This is a genomic window from Allobosea sp. FG18, from assembly GCF_057809495.1.
In genome coordinates this window covers 20,994-39,271 of sequence record NZ_JBMDKB010000017.1, presented here as the reverse complement: position 1 = coordinate 39,271, position 18,278 = coordinate 20,994, and the positions used below count along the sequence as shown (strand labels likewise).

General features: G+C 66.3%; 18 protein-coding genes. 12 read left to right on the top strand and 6 right to left on the bottom strand.

Annotated elements, in window-relative coordinates; genetic code table 11:
- Window positions 1–50 precede the first annotated feature (50 nt).
- Together ACODTJ_RS18595 and ACODTJ_RS18590 are read left to right on the top strand one after the other, a co-directional pair.
- Window positions 51–1,244 (top strand): CaiB/BaiF CoA transferase family protein, encoded by a 1,194-nt coding sequence (locus tag ACODTJ_RS18595; RefSeq protein WP_454656697.1) that lies wholly within the window; start codon window positions 51–53, stop codon window positions 1,242–1,244.
- 12 nt (window positions 1,245–1,256) lie between these two features.
- Window positions 1,257–2,039 carry an enoyl-CoA hydratase/isomerase family protein gene (locus ACODTJ_RS18590; protein ID WP_454656698.1) on the top strand — a complete coding sequence of 261 codons (783 nt, stop codon included), beginning with the start codon at window positions 1,257–1,259 and terminating at the stop codon, window positions 2,037–2,039.
- A 271-nt stretch (window positions 2,040–2,310) separates the two neighbouring features.
- On the opposite strand, the gene ACODTJ_RS18585 is transcribed toward ACODTJ_RS18590, so the two are convergent.
- Window positions 2,311–3,690 (bottom strand): M20/M25/M40 family metallo-hydrolase, encoded by a 1,380-nt coding sequence (locus ACODTJ_RS18585; protein WP_454656699.1) that lies wholly within the window; start codon window positions 3,688–3,690, stop codon window positions 2,311–2,313.
- Between the two features lie 142 nt (window positions 3,691–3,832).
- Here ACODTJ_RS18585 and ACODTJ_RS18580 point away from each other — a divergent pair, with 142 nt between their 5' ends.
- The 6 genes from ACODTJ_RS18580 (at window position 3,833) to ACODTJ_RS18555 (ending at window position 8,711) form a co-directional block, all read left to right on the top strand.
- On the top strand, window positions 3,833–4,480 hold the full coding sequence (locus ACODTJ_RS18580; protein WP_454656700.1) for a 2'-5' RNA ligase family protein: 648 nt from the start codon (window positions 3,833–3,835) through the stop codon (window positions 4,478–4,480).
- A gap of 118 nt (window positions 4,481–4,598) precedes the next feature.
- The gene (locus ACODTJ_RS18575; RefSeq protein WP_454656701.1) at window positions 4,599–5,306 is read left to right on the top strand and encodes a glutathione S-transferase N-terminal domain-containing protein; all 708 of its coding nucleotides are present in this window, start codon (window positions 4,599–4,601) and stop codon (window positions 5,304–5,306) included.
- A 176-nt stretch (window positions 5,307–5,482) separates the two neighbouring features.
- Entirely contained in the window at window positions 5,483–5,839 is a 357-nt protein-coding gene (locus ACODTJ_RS18570) for an ArsC family reductase (protein WP_454656702.1), read from the top strand.
- 95 nt (window positions 5,840–5,934) lie between these two features.
- On the top strand, window positions 5,935–6,681 hold the full coding sequence (locus tag ACODTJ_RS18565) for a hypothetical protein (protein ID WP_454656703.1): 747 nt from the start codon (window positions 5,935–5,937) through the stop codon (window positions 6,679–6,681).
- Between the two features lie 84 nt (window positions 6,682–6,765).
- On the top strand, window positions 6,766–7,929 hold the full coding sequence (gene tgt, locus ACODTJ_RS18560; RefSeq protein ID WP_454656704.1) for a tRNA guanosine(34) transglycosylase Tgt: 1,164 nt from the start codon (window positions 6,766–6,768) through the stop codon (window positions 7,927–7,929).
- Window positions 7,926–8,711 (top strand): hypothetical protein, encoded by a 786-nt coding sequence (locus ACODTJ_RS18555; RefSeq protein WP_454656705.1) that lies wholly within the window; start codon window positions 7,926–7,928, stop codon window positions 8,709–8,711. The genes tgt and ACODTJ_RS18555 overlap by 4 nt, the downstream gene beginning before the upstream one ends.
- Here ACODTJ_RS18555 and ACODTJ_RS18550 read toward each other — a convergent pair.
- Window positions 8,625–9,614, bottom strand: a complete 990-nt coding sequence (locus ACODTJ_RS18550) for a DMT family transporter (RefSeq protein WP_454656706.1) — start codon at window positions 9,612–9,614, stop codon at window positions 8,625–8,627. The genes ACODTJ_RS18555 and ACODTJ_RS18550 overlap by 87 nt on opposite strands.
- A gap of 171 nt (window positions 9,615–9,785) precedes the next feature.
- On the opposite strand from ACODTJ_RS18550, the gene ACODTJ_RS18545 reads away from it, so the two are divergent.
- On the top strand, window positions 9,786–10,412 hold the full coding sequence (locus ACODTJ_RS18545) for a hypothetical protein (protein ID WP_488849573.1): 627 nt from the start codon (window positions 9,786–9,788) through the stop codon (window positions 10,410–10,412).
- Window positions 10,413–10,436: 24 nt separating this feature from the next.
- Here the strand turns inward: ACODTJ_RS18545 and eno are convergent, their stop codons facing one another.
- Window positions 10,437–11,720, bottom strand: a complete 1,284-nt coding sequence (gene eno, locus ACODTJ_RS18540) for a phosphopyruvate hydratase (RefSeq protein WP_454656708.1) — start codon at window positions 11,718–11,720, stop codon at window positions 10,437–10,439.
- 202 nt (window positions 11,721–11,922) lie between these two features.
- Complete coding sequence (locus ACODTJ_RS18535) at window positions 11,923–12,246, bottom strand: hypothetical protein (RefSeq protein WP_454656709.1); 324 nt, start codon at window positions 12,244–12,246, stop codon at window positions 11,923–11,925.
- A 282-nt stretch (window positions 12,247–12,528) separates the two neighbouring features.
- Between ACODTJ_RS18535 and queF the strand changes: the two genes are divergently transcribed.
- Window positions 12,529–12,984, top strand: a complete 456-nt coding sequence (gene queF / locus ACODTJ_RS18530) for a preQ(1) synthase (RefSeq protein WP_377848791.1) — start codon at window positions 12,529–12,531, stop codon at window positions 12,982–12,984.
- Here queF and ACODTJ_RS18525 read toward each other — a convergent pair.
- Together ACODTJ_RS18525 and kdsA are read right to left on the bottom strand one after the other, a co-directional pair.
- Complete coding sequence (locus ACODTJ_RS18525) at window positions 12,969–14,192, bottom strand: MFS transporter (RefSeq protein ID WP_454656710.1); 1,224 nt, start codon at window positions 14,190–14,192, stop codon at window positions 12,969–12,971. The genes queF and ACODTJ_RS18525 overlap by 16 nt on opposite strands.
- The gene (gene kdsA, locus ACODTJ_RS18520) at window positions 14,185–15,057 is read right to left on the bottom strand and encodes a 3-deoxy-8-phosphooctulonate synthase (protein ID WP_454656711.1); all 873 of its coding nucleotides are present in this window, start codon (window positions 15,055–15,057) and stop codon (window positions 14,185–14,187) included. The genes ACODTJ_RS18525 and kdsA overlap by 8 nt, the downstream gene beginning before the upstream one ends.
- A gap of 285 nt (window positions 15,058–15,342) precedes the next feature.
- Between kdsA and clpS the strand changes: the two genes are divergently transcribed.
- Together clpS and clpA are read left to right on the top strand one after the other, a co-directional pair.
- Entirely contained in the window at window positions 15,343–15,702 is a 360-nt protein-coding gene (clpS, locus tag ACODTJ_RS18515; RefSeq protein ID WP_454658984.1) for an ATP-dependent Clp protease adapter ClpS, read from the top strand.
- A 46-nt stretch (window positions 15,703–15,748) separates the two neighbouring features.
- Window positions 15,749–18,274: an ATP-dependent Clp protease ATP-binding subunit ClpA gene (gene clpA / locus ACODTJ_RS18510; protein WP_488849572.1), complete on the top strand. Its 2,526-nt coding sequence runs from the start codon at window positions 15,749–15,751 to the stop codon at window positions 18,272–18,274.
- Window positions 18,275–18,278 lie beyond the last annotated feature (4 nt).

Genomic DNA, 18,278 nt, shown 5'->3' with positions numbered 1-18,278 from the left:
CGCGCCGCGTACCGTACCGGATAGTTCGCTCCGAGAGGGAGCGAAGACCGATGCCGCAGCCGAGACCGTCCACCGCGCTTGCCGGGCTCAAGGTGCTGGACCTGACGCGGGTGCGGGCGGGGCCGACCTGCGTGCGCGTCTTCGCCGATTTCGGGGCCGACGTGATCAAGGTCGAGAGCCCGCCGGGGCTCGATCCCAACGAGAACATGAGCGGGCCGCGCCTCGGCTACGACATGCAGAACCTGCATCGCAACAAGCGCTCGCTGGCGCTGAACCTCAAGACGCCCGAAGGCAAGGCGATCCTGATGAAGCTCGTCGACGAGGCCGATCTCGTCGTCGAGAATTTCCGGCCCGACGTGAAGGAGCGGCTCGGGCTCGATTTCGAGACGCTGCATGCCCGCAATCCGCGGCTGATCCTGGTCTCGATCTCCGGCTTCGGCCAGTCCGGCCCGTACCGGACGCGCGCCGGCTTCGACCAGATCGCGCAGGGCATGGGCGGGATGATGTCGGTGACCGGCCTGCCCGGTCAGGGGCCGGTGCGGGCCGGAATCGCGCTCGCCGATTCCTCGGCCGGGCTCTATGGCGCGGTCGGCGCGCTGGTCGCGCTGCAGGAGCGGGCGGTCTCGGGGCGGGGGCAGTGGGTGCAGACCTCGCTGCTCGAGGCCCAGATCGCGATGATGGATTTCCAGGCCGCGCGCTATCTCGTCGAGGGCTCGGTGCCGCCGCAATCCGGCAACGACCACCCCTACCAGACGCCGATGGGCGTCTACCGGACGCGCGACGGCGCGATCAATCTCGGTGTTGGCGGCGAGGAGCAGTGGCGCTCGTTCTGCCGGGCGATCGGGCGACCGGAATGGGGCGCCGATGCCCGCTATGACAGCACGGAGAAGCGCTTCGCCCGTCGGCCGGAACTGCGGGAGCTGATCGAGGAGATTTTTGCGGCAGCGGACAGCGCCGATTGGCTGGAGGCGATGGAGCGCAACAGCGTGCCGGCCGGGCCGATCTATGCGGTCGACGAGATGTTCGAGGACCCGCAGGTGCGCCATCTCGGCATCGCCAAGCCGGTGAGCCATCCCGAACTCGGCGATATCCGGCTGATCGGCCAGCCGGTGACGCTGTCGCGGACGCCGGCCGATGTCGCGACGCCGACGCCTGCGGCCGGCGCCCACAACGACGAGATTCTGGCCGATCTCGGCTATGACGAAGCCGGGCTCGCGCGCTTGCGGGCCGATGGCGTGATCTGACGGAGAGCCTGCGTGAACGACGAAATCCTGTATGTGGTCGAGGGCGGGGTCGGCACGATCACGCTCAACCGGCCCCAGGCGCGCAACGCGCTGACCTTCGCCATGTACGAGCGCATCGCCGAGATCTGCCGTGACCCGGCCGCGCATGGCGATCCACGCGTCATCGTCATGACCGGGGCGGGCGACAAGGCCTTTGCGGCCGGCACAGACATCGCCCAGTTCCGCTCCTTCTCCAGCGCCGAGGATGCGCTGGCCTATGAGGAGCGGATCGAGACCGTGATCGGTACGATCGAAAGCTGCCCTGTGCCGACAATTGCCGCGATCTCCGGCGCCTTCACGGGTGGCGGTGCGGCGATCGGGCTCGCCTGCGACCTGCGCATCGCGACGGAGACGGCGCGCTTCGGATTCCCAATCGCGCGCACGCTCGGCAACTGCCTGTCGATGGAGAATTACGGGCGGCTCTACGCCATTCTCGGCCCGGCGCGGGTCAAGGACATCGTCTTCACCGCCCGGCTGGTCGAGGCGGAGGAGGGCGCGCGCATCGGGCTCTATAATGAGCTGGTGCCGGATCACGAGGCGCTGATGCGCCGAGCGCGCGAACTGGCAGTGATCATCGCCGGCCATGCGCCCCTGACGATGCGCGCGACCAAGGAAGCGATGCGCCGCCTGACGGCCGCGACCGCTTCAGGGATCGACGGCCATGATCTGGTGACGCTCTGCTACACCAGCGCCGATTTCCGCGAGGGCATGGAAGCCTTCCTGGGCAAGCGGACGCCGAATTGGCAGGGCAGGTAGCTCCTCCAGATTTTCACCGGAACCACGCCGTCGTCCCGGGCGGAGCGAAGCGGAGGCCCGGGATCCATTCCGGAGCGCTCCTGATGAAGGTTCCGGCATAGATCCCGGATCGGCGCCGCTTTGCGGCTTGTCCGGGATGACCCACGTTTCTGCTCGGAGCGTCATGCTCGCCCTTGTGGCGAGCATCCACGTCTTGACCACGGCCTTCGCCCAGCGAAGACGTGGATGGTCGGGACAAGCCCGACCATGACGGCGTACCGTGACGCCTGCCTCAGACCGGCTTTCCGAGCTGGCCGAGTTCGTGCAGCAGGGCCGCACCCGTGCGCAGGCCGCTGTAGAAGCAGTCCAGCGTCATGTTCTCGTTGGGGGCGTGGTTGGCTTCGTCGTGATTGGCATAGGGCGTCACGAAGGCCGGGATGCCCAGGATCTTGGTGAAGACGTAGTTCGGCAGGCTGCCGAAGCCGGCCGGGATCAGCAGAGGCTCTTCGCCCTGCGCGGCGACGAAGGCGCGGCGCAGCGGCGCGGTATAGGGCGAGGCGATCGAGGTCTTGGAGGGCTGCATGCCCTTCTCTTCGCAGATGAACTCGACTTCGGGCGCGTGCTTTTCGACGTGCGCCCGGACCTTGCGCAGGATGTCCTCCGGGTCCTGCGCTTCGACGAGGCGGATGTCGCATTTCACCAGCGCCTCGTTCGGCAGCACGGTCTTGGTGCCCGGCCCGCCATAGCCGCCATGGAAGCCGTTGATGGTCAGCGTCGGCCGGAAGCAGAGGCGCTCGTAGAACGGGCGATCCGCGGGCGCATCGAGGCGGGTGAGCCCGACCCCCTTCTTGAAGGCCTCGATGTCCAGAGGCAGGTGCTCGACCGCTTCCAGCTCCTCCGCCGTCGGCGGCTCGATGTCGTCATGGAGTCCGTCGATGGTGATCTCGCCTTCGGGGTTCTTCATCGTCGCGAGGAGATGGACCAGCGTCCAGATCGGGTTCGGCACGACGCCGCCGAAATTGCCGGAATGGACGTCGCGGCTGGCATGGCGGCAGCGCAGGTCGAAGGAGACGACGCCGCGCGAGCCGAACTTGATCGAGGGCGCGCCGCTGGCATGGCGCGGGCCGTCGGCGGTGACGGCGAGGTCGGCTTGCAGCAGATGCGGGTTGGCGCGGACGAAGCCGGCGATGTTCGGGCTGCCGATCTCCTCTTCGCCCTCAAGCACGAGGATGACGTTGCAGGGCAATTCGCCATGGACCTTGAGGTGGGATTCGATCGCGAGGATCTGGGCGAAATGCTGGCCCTTGTTGTCGCCGACGCCGCGCGCATAGAGCCGGCCGTCGCGGATCGTCGGCTCGAAGGGCGGCGAGACCCATTTGTCGAGCGGGTCCGGCGGCTGCACGTCGTAATGGCCGTAGAGCAGCACGGTCGGCTTGCCCGGCGCCTTCTCCCAGCGCGCGACGACGACCGGATGGCCTTCGGTCGGGATCAGGCTGGTCTCGAGGCCGATCTCCGTGAGCATGTCGACGAGCAGCAGGCCGACCTCGGCGATACCGATATTCTCGGCGCTGATGCTGGGATGGCGCAGATACGCGATGAGGCGGTCGAGGAAGGCGCTGCGGTTGGTCTCGATATGGTCGAAGACCGCGGCGAGTGCGTCTGAGGAAGCCATAGCCAATGCCTGACAGGAGAGGAATCCGTGCCGCCCGCCGAGCGGGGGGCGCAAGCGGCGGCCGTGCGGCCACCGAAAGCAGCCTAGACGCGGGGCCTGTGGTGCTCAAGCGCGGGTAGGGCGGTCGCGGCGACTGGCAGCCTTGCGAATTTTGCTGGTCGGCTCGCTCCTTGTTAAGTTCTTGTTTTGTTCTATTCATGCGATCATGCAGCTCGTTCTCGACCTTGACGGTGGGCGAGAGTTCCGGCCGCGAGAAGGCCGCCGCCCGCCCCGTTATTTCTTCGCGCTCCTCCCGGATGCGGAGGCTGGGCTGCAGATCGACCAGCTTGCGCGCGCTCTGCACAGTCGTCTTCACCCTGGGAGGCCGCTGCGCGGTCCCGACAAGTATCATGTGACCCTGCGGGGGATCGCGGTCCCCGACGGCCCGTTCGGGCAGAGCATCGCGATGGCACGTCAGGTCGCCAAGACAATCCGGAAGACCTCCTTCGCTGTCATGTTCAATCAAGCGGCAAGCTTCGGTAAGCCTACGAACTACGCGTTTTCGCTGATGACATGTGAGGATTTGCCGGGCGCCAACGGCTTGTCCGGCACGCTCCTCGACGCCTTGCGACGCGCCGGGCTCAAGGTCGATGGGTCGAGCTTCCGGCCGCATGTGACGATGTTCTACGACCGGAAACGTCGGGAGCCGATCGATGTGCCGCCGCTGAGCTGGCAGGTGCGCGAGTTCGTCCTGATCGAGAGCATCGATAACAGGGAGTACGTGATTTTAGGCTCTTGGCCGCTGGACTGACTTCCATGCAGCCGTGCAAGGCCGGCTTGCGGCAATCGGGGTCGTGTCCCGTTGCTTTGGTCGCGGCCGGCTCTATCGTTCGCGGCCGAAGCCTCATCCGATTCAGACGGAGCCTCTCATGGCCGACTTGTCCGCTTTCCCGATCACCAAGCGCTGGCCCGCCGCGCATCCCGACCGCATCCAGCTCTATTCGCTGCCGACGCCGAACGGCGTGAAGGTCTCGATCGCGCTGGAGGAGCTGGAGCTGCCCTACGAGCCGCATCTCATCGATATCGGCAAGAACGAGACCTGGGGGCCGGAATTCCTGTCGCTGAACCCCAACGGCAAGATCCCGGCGATCATCGACCCCAACGGCCCGGGGGGAAAGCCGTTCGGCCTGTGGGAATCCGGTGCGATCCTGCTCTATCTCGCCGAGAAGACCGGCAAGCTCCTGCCGAAGGACCCTGCCGCCCGCTACGAGACGATTCAGTGGGTGTTCTTCCAGATGGCGGCGATCGGCCCGATGTTCGGCCAGCTCGGCTTCTTCCATAAATTCGCCGGCCGCGAATACGAGGATAAGCGCCCGCGCGACCGCTACGCCAGCGAGAGCAAGCGCCTGCTCGGCGTATTGGAGGATCGGCTCGCGAGCCGCACCTGGATCATGGGCGACGACTACAGCATCGCCGATATCGCGATCCTCGGCTGGGTACGCAATCTCGTCGGCTTCTACGGCGCGGGCGAACTCGTCGACTATGCGAAGCTGACCCATGTGCCGATCTGGCTGGAGCGCTGTCTGTCGCGCCCCGCGGTCCAGCGCGGCCTCGATAGCCCGAAGCGCCCGGCCTGAGGTTTGATTTAGAACTTCAGCCCTCGTCCTGAGGAGGCCCGAAGGGCCGTCTCGAAGGGCGTTCCAGTTGCCTCCGGAGCCTCCTGGAACATCCTTCGAGACGCCATTCCCGAACGGAATGGCTCCTCAGGATGAGGGCTTGATGAACTTTCAATGAGATTCAGGGGTGTTCGAGCGTGGCTATCACGATCTACGGCATCAAGAACTGCGACACGATGAAGAAGGCGCGCGTCTGGCTCGATGGCCACGGCGTCGCGGTCGCGTTCCATGACTACAAGACGAGCGGGATCGACCGGGCTTCGCTTGAACGCTGGGTCAAGGAGCACGGCTGGGAGACGGTGCTGAACCGCGTCGGAACCACCTTCCGCGCGCTGCCCGACGCCGAGAAGCAGGGGCTCGATGCCGGGAGGGCGATCGCGCTGATGTTGGCGCAGCCCTCGATGATCAAGCGGCCGGTGCTCGACCTCGGCAAAGGCAAGACGATCGTGGGCTTCAAGCCGGAGATCTACGAGGCGGCGCTGGGGCGAAGCTAACGCTGAAAGCGTTATCCGGATCTTTGCAGCGCCTGTGTAGTTTTAGTGGCTGCTGCAAGGGCTGCTTGGAACGTTGCGCCTTATGATGCGCAGCCATGTTGGTTCGACGTTCCTCGGCGCACAGCGCTTTGCCCTCGGTGTCTTACGGTCCGTTTCGCCAGATGGAGGCGGTGCCGTGGCTGATGCTGGCCGCGTCAATGCGGATTGTCGCCTTCGCGGGCGGGCTGATCGCTGTGCCGGCGCTCATCATCGCGAATGTCGCATTGCTGCTGGCATTCGTGATCGTGGCATGGCGTATGGTGCTGATCAGCGACGGTCAATCCGGTCTGGGGCAGCTCGCGTTCTCGCAGCAACTCAGAATGACGCGCCATGTGCTGCTGCCCATACTGGGACTTCTGGTCGTGGCGACGGTGGCCGCGGCAGCATCGGGGCTATTCACCCGGCCCGGGACATTCATGCTCGGCTTCGATGGCATCGCGTTCGATCAGCATACGCATGCCGGTCGCGTCTGGAGCGGTTTCGTCGCCGCAATCGTGCTGCTGATGGTCCTGCAGGTCGATGAGAGCGCGAAGCCGAGTCTCTTTCGCGCCATGCGGGAGTTCATGCGGCGCATTCGCTGGCTGCTGCCCGGCGTTCTTCTGGTTGGCGCCTCCGCAATCCTCCTGGCGCCGATCCAAGGCTGGTTCCGGTTGTGGATCCGCGATATCTGGCTGGGGCAGGGCGTGCCCATCGGGGTCAAGGCGCTGCTGTCTCTCAGCTACGTCGTGATCTTCGCGACGCTGCGGCTTTGGCTGACGGTTGCGATTTTGGTCTTTGCGCTGCGCCAATCGTACCGAGCCTGACCGCTTGCCGACAGGCGACTTGAGCGGAGCGCTTCTGCGTACATGGCCTTTCGCCCAGCGGGGGGATGCGCTACCTCGCAGGCCATGACCGTTCAGCCCCATCCCGCGCAGCCCGAGATCGCTGCCACACCCGAATTCACCTTCAAGGTCGCCGCCCGCGACGGCGCCGCGCGCACCGGCGCGATCAGCATGCCGCGCGGCGTCATCCGCACGCCGGCCTTCATGCCGGTCGGCACCGCCGCGACCGTCAAGGGCATGTATCCCGATCAGGTGAGGGCGCTCGGCGCCGATGTCGTGCTCGGCAACACCTATCACCTGATGCTGCGGCCCGGCGCCGAGCGCGTCGCCCGGCTCGGCGGCCTGCACAAGTTCATGAACTGGCCGCACCCGATCCTGACCGATTCCGGCGGCTTCCAGGTGATGTCGTTGTCGCAATTGCGCAAGCTGACCGAGGAGGGCGTGACCTTCCGATCGCATATCGACGGCTCGAAGCATGTGCTCAGCCCCGAGCGGTCAGTCGAGATCCAGAACCTGCTCGGCTCCGATATCGTGATGCAGCTCGACGAATGCGTGGCGCTGCCTTGCGAGGAGAAGGTCGCGGAGAAGGCGATGCGCCTGTCGCTGCGCTGGGCCGAGCGCTGCAAGACCGCGTTCGGCGACCATCCGGGCCGGGCGCTGTTCGGCATCGTGCAGGGCGGGGACGTGCCGCATCTGCGCGTCGAAAGCGCGCGCGAACTCGCTGCCATGGACCTCAAGGGCTATGCTGTCGGCGGGCTCGCGGTCGGCGAGCCGCAGGACGTGATGCTGGCGATGATCGAGACGGTCGAGCCGCATCTGCCGCAGGAGAAGCCGCGCTACCTGATGGGCGTCGGCACGCCCGACGACATCGTCAAATCGGTGGCGCGCGGTATCGACATGTTCGACTGCGTGATGCCGACGCGCGCCGGCCGCCATGGCCAGATCTTCACACGTTTCGGCCGGATGAACCTGAAGAACGCCAAGCATGCCGAGGACCCGCGTCCGGTCGACGCGCAATCCTCCTGCCCGGCCGCCAACAGCTGGTCGCGCGCCTATCTGCACCATCTCGTCAAGGCCGAGGAGATGCTCGGCAAGATGCTGCTGACCTGGGTGAACCTCGCCTATTACCAGGATCTGATGGCGGGCTTGCGCGCCGCGATCGCCGCCGGACGGCTCGAGGATTTCATCGCCGAGACCCGCGAAGGCTGGGAAAGGGGCGAGCCGGCTTGAGCACGGGCCTCGCCCTGCTGCCTCTCAAGATGGCGCTCGCGGCCTGCGTGGTCGTGAGCTGTTCGATGCTGGCCGAGCGCGCCGGGCCATTGATGGCGGCGATGATCGCGACCCTGCCGATCTCGCTCGGGCCGGTCCTCGTTTTCCTCGCGCTCGACCATGGTCCGGACTTCATCGCGGGGGCTGCGCTGGGCACGATGAACGCCAATGCGACCCATGCCAGCTTCGTGCTGAGCTATGTGCTGCTGGCCCAGCGCCATGGCGTGCTCGTCTCGCTGGGAGGGGCGCTGACAATCTGGACGGTGCTGCTGCTGGTTCTGCGCAGCATGGCGCTGCCGGTCGTCCCGCTCACGGTGCTGACCGTGCTCGCCCTGTCGGTCGTGCATGTGCTGGTGCGGCCTTATCTCAAGGTGCGGGCAAAGCCGCCGGCCGGGATTTCGCGCTATGCTATTCCGATCCGCGCGGCCTGCGTCGCGGCGCTGGTCGGCATCGTGACCGGCCTCAGTGAACGCGTCGGCCCGCAATGGTCCGGCATCCTCGCCGGCCTGCCGATCATCCTGTCGAGCCTGATCATCATCCTGCACACCCGCGCAGGCGGCCCGGCGGCCGCCGCCGTCATCGGCAGCAGCGCGCTCGGATTGCTTGGAGCCGGGCTGGGGCTGGCTGCTGTGCATCTCGCTGCCGTGCCCTGGGGCTCATGGACGGCGCTGGGACTCGGTCTCGCCATCGCGGTTCTGTGGAACCTGATCCTGCTCGGGCTGGCGCGCCGGGCGGCGCCATGACGCCACGAACAGGCCGCCGATGATCAGCACGATGCCGGCGAGCTGAAGCGAGGACGGGATCTCGCCGAGCGCCGGGATCGCGAGCAGCGTGCCGGTGACCGGGATCAGCGGCGGGAAGCGCCCGACCACGGACGGCCCCAGCACATGTGCCGCCCAGCCCCAGACCCAGAGCCCGACGATGACGTTGAGAACGCCCTGGTTGAAGCCGTGGAGCGCGAGCACCCACCAGGGCGCGACGTCGAAGCCGCGGAAATAGAACAGGAAATAGACCGGCAGGTAGACGAGCGACAGGACCGAGACGATCGCCGTCGCCCTCAGGCCGTCGACCTGCCAGCGCTGGATCATCAGGGGATAGAAGCCCCAGAGCAGGCCGACGCCGAGAAAGCAGAGATCACCGCGCAGGGTCATGGCGTTCGCGCCCGCGCTGCCGGCGATGCCGAGGCAGATCAGACCGGCGAGCACGCCGGCGACGCCGACCATGAGCCGCCCGGTCAGGGCGGCGCCGAACATCACGACCGAGCCGATGATGCCGATCAGCGTCACCGTGCCCGGCCCGATGGTGGCGCCGTGCGCGGCGGGCGCCATGGTGAGACCGGTCAGCATCAGATAGGTCATCGGAAAGCCGCTGCTCAGCGTCAGCCAGAGACCGCGCTTCCAGCCGACGCCGCCGCAGGAGGCCAGGCCCGGCCGCAGGAAGATCGGCAAGAGCAGCAGGCCGGCGGTGGCGAAGCGCAGCGCCATCAGGTCGTGCTGGGTCAATCCGTTCAGGACGGCATGGCGGCTGATGACGAAATTCGAGCCGTAGATCAGCACGGCCAGCAGCATGCCGAGCGCCGCGAGGCGCTTGCGGCGGCGCACCCTCGCATCCGTCTCGTGCAGGGCAGCGGGAGCGATCTGATCCATGGCCTCTCTCTACCGCCGCGCCACCGGGCCGGTTACGGGGCGGCACGCATGGCGCCCGCGCGTGCCGCGGCAGACCGTATTTGCGCCCCGTTTCGGCCCTGCTGGCGCCCAGACGCGACGGCTTTCTTGCGCGGCAACATGCAAGGGGCGCAGCAATGTGGAGCGCAACCGATGCCGACAGATTCTGATTTTCCCGCCCCGACCACGATGGCGGCCAGGTTGGGGGGCGATCTCCTGCTGACGTTGGGCGTCGCCACGGCGACCGCCTTGCTCGTGATGGTGCCGACGCTCATGTCCGATGCGGCGCCCGATCGCGCCAGGGCATCGACCCTGACCCTGCTGCGCGATGGCAAGATCGGCGACCGGTTGGCGGAATTCGCATCGGTCGGCGAGGAGGATTTCTCGGCCGGGCGTCCGCTCACGCCGGCCGCCCTGGCGATGCCGATGACGCTCGCATGGCCGGAGCAGGGTGATTGGACCCCGCCCCGGACGGTCACGCAGGCCAAGGTGCCCGCCGCAGCCAGTGCGGTTACGCTGCCGCCGCGTCGTCTTGCGGTGCTGTCCGAGAAGAAGGGGCAGGCGGTGGCCGCGCCGCTGGTGATCCTGCCTCCGGCGGCCATGATCACCGTAGATACGGCGCAGGCGGCGGAAGCGTCAGGCGGCGATACATCCCTGCGGCAGCTTGTGGTCGCGCCGGCGATGAAAGTTGTCGATGTGGTGTCCGGTGCTGCCGGGAGCGTGCAGGCCGCAGGGTCATGGACCCTGGCGCAGGCGAACGGCCTGCTGCCGCGCTGGTGAGCGCGGCAGCTTGAGGCCTATCGATCAGGCCAGCGCCTTCAGCGCGCTGCGGCCGGCATAGACGGCTTGCGCGCCCAGCTCTTCCTCGATGCGCAGGAGCTGGTTGTACTTCGCGGTCCGATCCGAGCGGGCGAGCGAGCCGGTCTTGATCTGCCCGCAATTGGTGGCGACGGCGAGGTCGGCGATGGTCGAATCCTCGGTCTCGCCCGAGCGGTGCGACATCACGGCGGTATAGCCGGCGCGCTGCGCCATCTCGACGGCGGCCAGCGTCTCGGTCAGGGAGCCGATCTGGTTGACCTTGACCAGGATCGAGTTCGCCGTCTTGCTCTTGATGCCCTGCGACAGGCGGGTGACGTTGGTGACGAAGAGATCGTCGCCGACGAGCTGGCACTTCGAGCCAACGAGATCGGTCAGCGCCTTCCAACCCTCCCAGTCATCCTCGGCCATGCCGTCCTCGATCGAGACGATCGGGTAGTTGCCGACGAGCTTGGCGAGATACTTGGCCTGCGCCTTGGGATCACGCGTCTTGCGCTCGCCTTCGTAGACGTAGGAACCGTCCTTGAAGAACTCGGTCGCGGCGCAGTCGAGCGCCAGCGCGACGTCCTGGCCCGGCTTGTAGCCGGCAGTCTCGATCGCCTGCATGACGAAGTCGAGCGCAGCCTCGGCCGACTTGATGTTCGGGGCGAAGCCGCCCTCGTCACCGACATTGGTGTTGTGGCCGGCGTCGTGCAGCTTCTTCTTCAGGGTGTGGAAGATCTCCGCGCCCATGCGCAGGCCTTCGGCGAAGGAGGGCGCGCCGATCGGCATGACCATGAATTCCTGGAAGTCGATCGGATTGTCGGCATGGGCGCCGCCATTGACGATGTTCATCATCGGCACCGGCAGGACGCGGGCCGAGGTGCCGCCGACATAGCGGTAGAGCGGCAGGCCGGAGGCTTCGGCCGCGGCCTTGGCGACGGCGAGCGAGACGCCGAGGATGGCGTTGGCGCCGAGCTTCGACTTGTTCGGCGTGCCGTCGAGCTCGATCATGACCTGGTCGATCGCGGTCTGGTCCTCGGCGTCCATGGCGACGATCGCCTCGGCGATGGCGACGTTCACCGCCTCGACCGCCTTGAGCACGCCCTTGCCGCCATAGCGGGACTTGTCGCCGTCGCGCAGCTCGACCGCCTCATGCGCACCGGTCGAGGCGCCCGACGGAACGGCGGCGCGGCCCATCGAACCGTCTTCCAGCACGACATCGACCTCGACCGTCGGATTGCCGCGGGAATCGAGGATCTGGCGTCCAATGATGTCGATGATCGCGGTCATGGCAGGCTCCGGGAGAGGCGGGGCGGGATGGATAGGGCGCTTCTAGCCAAGAGCCTGCCGCGGGGAAAGCCTCAATCCGCAGGTTCTTGACGGTGCGGCAGCGGTCCCATGGCGCGGCGCTTGCGGATTGTCGGGGCAACCAGACGCTTCGTCCCATCGGGAAACGATCATGTTCCAGACCATGCCTAACCGTCGCCGGCCTTCACTCAACTCTGTCCTGTTCTGGTCCGGCCTCACCGTGCTGTGGTGGGTGGGGCTTTGCCTCGCTGCGGGGCGGCCGGTCTGGTTCTGGTAGGTCCTGGTCCTCGTCCGGCAGCCCGAGATAGCCGCCGAGCAGGAAGCCGGCCTGCAGCGCGAAGAGATAGCCGATCCAGACGAGGACGACGAAGAGGCCGAACTCGCCGCGGATAACCCATGTCGGAAAGATGACGAGCGTGACGGCGACGCTGGCCAGGACGATTGCCGGATAGCCGTAGGACAAGCCGATCAGCAGGCCCATCAGAAATAATATGCCGGCAATGATCATGTAGCTTGGTCTAGGCTTCTGATTTCGTGATATCGACCTAGATCTTATGGCGCGATCACGCAAACAAGCGTGTGGAAGATCGGAAGATATTTAAGAAAACTATCGAATATGATCGTATAAAATTTGATTATTATATCGATCGTTTTATTGACGAACGGACGGAAGCTCCCGCTGCTGCGCGCAGCAGGATGCAGGGCCGGTGCTGTCCGGCGTTCAAAACGGCGGCAGTTCCCATATCGGCCGGAGATGCTCTAGAACCCCGCCCAAATCCAGGAGCATCCCATGACCATCGACGCCTCCACCTTGCAGCTCGGCCAGAGCAGCGCCTTGCCCGCCTCGCCGGAGGAGGCGCGGCTCGACCGCGTGCCCAATGTACATGCCGGCACGAACTACCTTGCCCGCTTCACCTGCCCGGAATTCACCTCGATCTGCCCGGTCACCGGCCAGCCCGATTTCGGTATCCTCGTCATCGACTACCTGCCGGGGCAGTGGCTGGTCGAATCGAAGTCGCTGAAGCTCTATCTCGGCTCGTTCCGCAACCACGGCGCCTTCCACGAGGATTGCACCGTGTCGATTGGCAAGACGCTGGTCGATCTGCTGGAGCCGGAATGGTTCCGCATCGGCGGCTACTGGTATCCGCGCGGCGGCATTCCGATCGACGTGTTCTGGCAAACAGGCGAGCCGCCGAAGGGCCTCTGGCTGCCCGACCAGGGCGTTGCGCCCTATCGCGGGCGGTGAGCCTCCGCCGCGCCGAGCATCGGCAGGATGCGCGGCGCGGCAAAGCCGAGCAGCCCGATCCCAACGGCAAAAAGGGTGACGGCGCCGGTCGTGCCGAACAAGTGGAGCGCGGTGCCCATCAGCACGGGACCGAGCGCATGGCCCGCAAACAGCGAGCAGGCGAACAGAGAGACCGCCGAACCGCGGGCGCCGGGCGCGAGTTCGGTGGCCTGCGCCTGGAACGTGCCGTGCATCAGGAAGAAACCGAAGCCGTTGATGACGAAGAACGGCACGGCGCTCCACCACGGCAGGAAGGGCAGCGCAAACAGCCCATAGCCGATCGCCATGAGAACGCCGCCGACGACCGGCATGCGGGCAGGGCCGATCCGATCAACCAGGATACGGGTCGAGAGACCGTAGATCAGCCCGCCGATGCCGGTTCCGGCGATGACCAGCCCGGCAAGCGAGGGGCCGACCCCGGCGCGCTCCTGCAGGATTGCGGCGACGAAGGGCGGCATGCCGAAGATCAGGCTGCCTTCGGTGATCACCAGCGCATAGAGAAGCTTCGAGCGCGGGTTCGAGAAGACGGCCGCGTAACTCGCGATCGCTCCGCCCAGGGTCGGACGGCGGCGCACCGCATTGGCGCGCGGCCGCATCGTCAGGGTCAGCATCAGGAAGGCGAGCGCGGCAATGCCGCCTGCCATCAGGAAGACGCCCCGCCAGCCGACATATTCGGCGATCACGCCGGAACAGGCGGCGCCAGCCATCTGGCCGAAGATCATGATGACGGTGAAGCGGCCGAGCGTGATCTGGCGCTGAGCCATCGTCGCGCGATCGCCGATCGCGGCCATCGCGATCGGGATGATTCCGCCGGCGACGATGCCGCTCGCAGCACGCAGCGCGAGCAATACCTCGAAGTTCGGCGCGAAAGAGCAGGCGATCGACAGCAGGGTCAGGAGGGCGAGGCAGGTGCCGATCGTGCGGATCTTGCCGACTGCGTCGGCGATGGGGCCGAGGACCGGCTGCCCGAACGCGTATGAGAAGGAGAACGCTGTCGCCATCACCGCGATCTGCGCGATCGAGCGACTGAAATGGTCGGCGAGGGTCGGCACCAGCGGGTCGATGAGCCGCATGGTGAAGGTCGAGGCGAAACCGCAGGCCCCGAGGACGAGAACGAGCGTTCCTAGCGATGTCGCCGATGGTTCCTTCAGCGACGCGGGATCAGACATAGGCGAGCGCCGCCGGGGCGGTGCGCGACTTGGCCAGGCGGTCGAAGCCCTGCAATTCGGCGATCAGGCCCTTGAACTCGGCGAGCGGCACCATGTTGGGGCCGTCCGAGGGCGCCTTGTCGGGATCGGGATGGGTCTCGATGAAGAGGCCGGCGACGCCGACGGCGACCGCCGCGCGCGACAGCACCGGCACGAATTCACGCTGGCCGCCGGTCGAGGCGCCCTTGCCGCCGGGCTGCTGTACCGAATGGGTGGCGTCGAAGATCACCGGCGCGCCGATCTCGGCCATGGTCGGCAGGGCGCGCATGTCGGAGACCAGCGTGTTGTAGCCGAAGGAGGCGCCGCGCTCGGTCAGCATCACGTTCGGGTTGCCGCTCTCGGTCACCTTGGCGGCGACATTGACCATGTCCCAGGGGGCGAGGAACTGGCCCTTCTTGACGTTGACGACGCGGCCGGTCTTCGCGGCGGCGACGAGCAGATCGGTCTGGCGGCACAGGAAGGCCGGGATCTGGAGGATGTCGACGATTTCGGCCACGGGCGCGCACTGGTCGGCCTCGTGCACGTCGGTCACGACCGGCAGGCCGGTGCGCTCGCGAATCTCGGCATAGACGGGCAGGGCGGCCTTCATGCCGATGCCGCGGGCGCCCTTGACGCTGGTGCGGTTGGCCTTGTCGAAGGAGGCCTTGAAGACAAGGCCGATCTTCAGCTCGTCTGCGATCTCCTTGAGCGCCAGCGCGCATTCGAGCGCGTGATCGCGGCTTTCCATCTGGCAGGGGCCGGCGATCAGGGCGAGCGGCAGCGCATTGCCGAAGCGCACGGGGCGGGCGAGATCCTCGCCGATGGTCACGATGGCGTTGGGAGTCATGGTGGCGTCCTTGTCCAGCGGGCTGCCGGGCTTAAGTCCGCCGGCACGGCCGGGTCAAGTCGGGGCTGCCTTGCGGAGAGCTTATCGGCCATGCTTGCCGCGAACGGGCTGGCGAAGCAGGAGCGAGGTCTGTAAATTCACAGGCGAAGCACTATCTCGGATGACGATGCAGGATCGGATGTGGATACGGCGCGGACGGGAATGATGCAGTCAGGCCAGGACAAGGCAAGGCAGGCAGGGCGTCCGGTGCGCGCCGGCGGCGGGTTGGTGATGACCGGGCTGGTCATGGCCGATCGCCCCAAGCGCAGCCAGCCACCGAGCGATGGCAGCGGGCGCGAAGGCGGCGGGCGCGAGGGCAGCGGCACTGCGGTCCTCACCCGGACGCGGACGCGCAAGCCCAATCTCTATCGTGTCCTGCTGCTCAACGACGACTACACTCCGATGGAGTTCGTCGTTCACGTTCTGGAGCGGTTCTTCAACAAGGATCGCGCCGAAGCCACGCAGATCATGATGCATGTGCATCAGAACGGCGTCGGCGAATGCGGCGTCTTTACCTACGAAGTCGCCGAGACCAAGGTTACGCTCGTCATGGATCTGGCGCGCAAGCACATGCATCCGCTGCAATGCGTGATGGAGAAGAAGTAGTCTTGGGTCATCGAGTTCTTTTGGAAATCAGATAGGAGCGCGCCCCTTGCCGAGTTTCTCGCGCAGTCTCGAACAGGCGCTTCACCGGGCTCTGGCCCTCGCCAATGAGCGCCGTCACGAATACGCCACCCTCGAACACCTCCTGCTCGCGCTGGTCGACGATCAGGACGCGGCCGCGGTGATGCGCGCCTGCAGCGTCGATCTCGACCTGCTCAGGCGCAATCTCGTCGATTACATCGACGCGGAGCTGACCAATCTCGTCACCGACGGACGTGACGATTCCAAGCCGACCGCCGGCTTCCAGCGCGTCATCCAGCGCGCGGTGATCCATGTCCAGTCCTCGGGCCGCGAGGAGGTGACAGGCGCCAATGTGCTCGTCGCGATGTTCGCCGAGCGTGAGAGCCACGCCGCCTACTTCCTGCAGGAGCAGGACATGACCCGCTACGACGCGGTCAACTATATCAGCCACGGCATCGCCAAGCGCCCCGGCGCGAGCGAAAGCCGGCCTGTCCGCGGTTCCGAGGAGGAGGGCGAGCCGCAGCGCGAGCAGCGCTCCGAGCAGGGCCAGGCCGAGGACAAGGACAAGAAGAAAAAGGAAAGTGCGCTCGACGCTTACTGCGTCAACCTCAACCGCAAGGCGAGGGACGGGCGCATCGACCCGCTGATCGGCCGCGAGGCCGAGGTGCAGCGCACGATCCAGATCCTGTGCCGCCGCCAGAAGAACAATCCGCTGCTGGTCGGTGATCCCGGCGTCGGCAAGACCGCGATCGCCGAGGGCCTCGCCCTCAAGATCACGCGCGGCGAGGTGCCCGAGGTGCTGGAGGACGCGACCGTCTTCTCGCTCGACATGGGCACGCTGCTCGCCGGCACGCGCTATCGCGGCGATTTCGAAGAGCGCCTCAAGCAGGTGATGAAGGAGATCGAGCAGCACCCGAAGGCGATCATGTTCATCGACGAGATCCATACGGTGATCGGCGCCGGTGCGACCTCGGGTGGCGCTATGGACGCTTCCAACCTGCTGAAGCCAGCGCTTGCCTCGGGCTCGCTACGCTGTATCGGCTCGACCACCTACAAGGAATACCGCCAGTATTTCGAGAAGGACCGGGCGCTGGTGCGCCGCTTCCAGAAGATCGACGTCAACGAGCCGTCGGTTCCGGACACGATCGAGATCCTGAAGGGGCTGAAGCCCTATTTCGAGGAGTTCCACAAGCTGCGCTACACCAACGACGCCATCAAGGCGGCGGTGGAGCTCTCGGCCCGCTACATCCATGACCGCAAGCTGCCGGACAAAGCGATCGACGTGATCGACGAGACCGGTGCCTCGCAGATGCTGGTGACCGAGTCCAAGCGCAAGAAGACGATCGGCGTCAAGGAGATCGAGGCTGCGGTCGCAACCATGGCGCGCATCCCGGCCAAGACCGTCTCCAAGGACGATGCCGAGGTGCTGCGCAATCTCGAGACCACGCTGAAGCGCACGGTCTACGGCCAGGAGAAGGCGATCGAGGCGCTGTCCTCCTCGATCAAGCTCGCCCGCGCCGGCCTGCGCGACGGCGAGAAGCCGATCGGCTGCTATCTCTTTGCCGGCCCGACCGGCGTCGGCAAGACCGAGGTCGCGCGCCAGCTCGCCTCCTCGCTCGGCGTCGAGCTGATCCGCTTCGACATGTCGGAATACATGGAGCGCCACACCGTCTCGCGGCTGATCGGCGCGCCTCCCGGCTATGTCGGCTTCGACCAGGGCGGCCTGCTGACCGACCAGATCGACCAGCATCCGCATAGCGTGCTGCTGCTCGACGAGATCGAGAAGGCCCATCCCGACCTGTTCAACATCCTCCTGCAGGTGATGGACCACGGCAAGCTGACCGACAATAATGGCAAGCAGGTCGATTTCAGGAACGTTATCCTGATCATGACGACCAATGCCGGCGCCGCCGACATGGCCCGCAACGCCTATGGCTTCACCCGCACCAAGCGCGAGGGCGACGATACCGAGGCGATCAACAAGCTGTTCGCGCCGGAGTTCCGTAACCGGCTCGACTCGGTCATCTCCTTCGGCCACCTGCCGAAGACGGTGGTCGCCCGCGTCGTCGACAAGTTCGTGCTCCAGCTCGAAGCGCAGCTCGCCGACCGCAACGTCACGATCGAGCTTTCGGACGAAGCGCGCGAGTGGCTGGTCGATAACGGCTATGACGAGGCGATGGGCGCGCGCCCGATGGCGCGCCTGATCCAGCAGACGATCAAGACCCCGCTCGCCGACGAGGTGCTGTTCGGGCGCCTGAAGAACGGCGGCGCGGTCAAGGTCGTCGTCGTCCAGTCCGAGACCGGCATCAAGGTGCTCGGCCTCGAGTTCCCGGACGGACCGGCCAAGCCCAAGCCGGAGAAAGATGTCGCGGCGGCGACTGCCAAGCGCGTTTCGAAGCCGCGTGCGAAAACTGCAGCTGCCGGCAAAACGACCAAGACTCCGCCGCGGCGAGGGCCTAAAGGTAGCGGCACTCCAGATGGGACAGGTGGCGCGCCGCAGGCCTCGGCCAAGGGCGTCCGCACCGTGCCGAAGGTTCCGCTGACGAAGGCCTGAGAAC

Bases quoted from the DNA above. Each gene is read 5' to 3' on its own strand.
- queF (WP_377848791.1), top strand. From the start codon at position 12,529: ATGACCATCGACGCCTCCACCTTGCAGCTCGGCCAGAGCAGCGCCTTG.
- ACODTJ_RS18535 (WP_454656709.1), bottom strand. From the start codon at position 12,246: ATGATCATTGCCGGCATATTATTTCTGATGGGCCTGCTGATCGGCTTG.
- eno (WP_454656708.1), bottom strand. From the start codon at position 11,720: ATGACCGCGATCATCGACATCATTGGACGCCAGATCCTCGATTCCCGC.
- ACODTJ_RS18545 (WP_488849573.1), top strand. From the start codon at position 9,786: ATGCCGACAGATTCTGATTTTCCCGCCCCGACCACGATGGCGGCCAGG.
- kdsA (WP_454656711.1), bottom strand. From the start codon at position 15,057: ATGACTCCCAACGCCATCGTGACCATCGGCGAGGATCTCGCCCGCCCC.
- ACODTJ_RS18585 (WP_454656699.1), bottom strand. From the start codon at position 3,690: ATGGCTTCCTCAGACGCACTCGCCGCGGTCTTCGACCATATCGAGACC.
- ACODTJ_RS18525 (WP_454656710.1), bottom strand. From the start codon at position 14,192: ATGTCTGATCCCGCGTCGCTGAAGGAACCATCGGCGACATCGCTAGGA.
- ACODTJ_RS18550 (WP_454656706.1), bottom strand. From the start codon at position 9,614: ATGGATCAGATCGCTCCCGCTGCCCTGCACGAGACGGATGCGAGGGTG.
- clpS (WP_454658984.1), top strand. From the start codon at position 15,343: ATGGCCGATCGCCCCAAGCGCAGCCAGCCACCGAGCGATGGCAGCGGG.
- ACODTJ_RS18575 (WP_454656701.1), top strand. From the start codon at position 4,599: ATGGCCGACTTGTCCGCTTTCCCGATCACCAAGCGCTGGCCCGCCGCG.
- ACODTJ_RS18595 (WP_454656697.1), top strand. From the start codon at position 51: ATGCCGCAGCCGAGACCGTCCACCGCGCTTGCCGGGCTCAAGGTGCTG.
- tgt (WP_454656704.1), top strand. From the start codon at position 6,766: ATGACCGTTCAGCCCCATCCCGCGCAGCCCGAGATCGCTGCCACACCC.
- ACODTJ_RS18565 (WP_454656703.1), top strand. From the start codon at position 5,935: ATGTTGGTTCGACGTTCCTCGGCGCACAGCGCTTTGCCCTCGGTGTCT.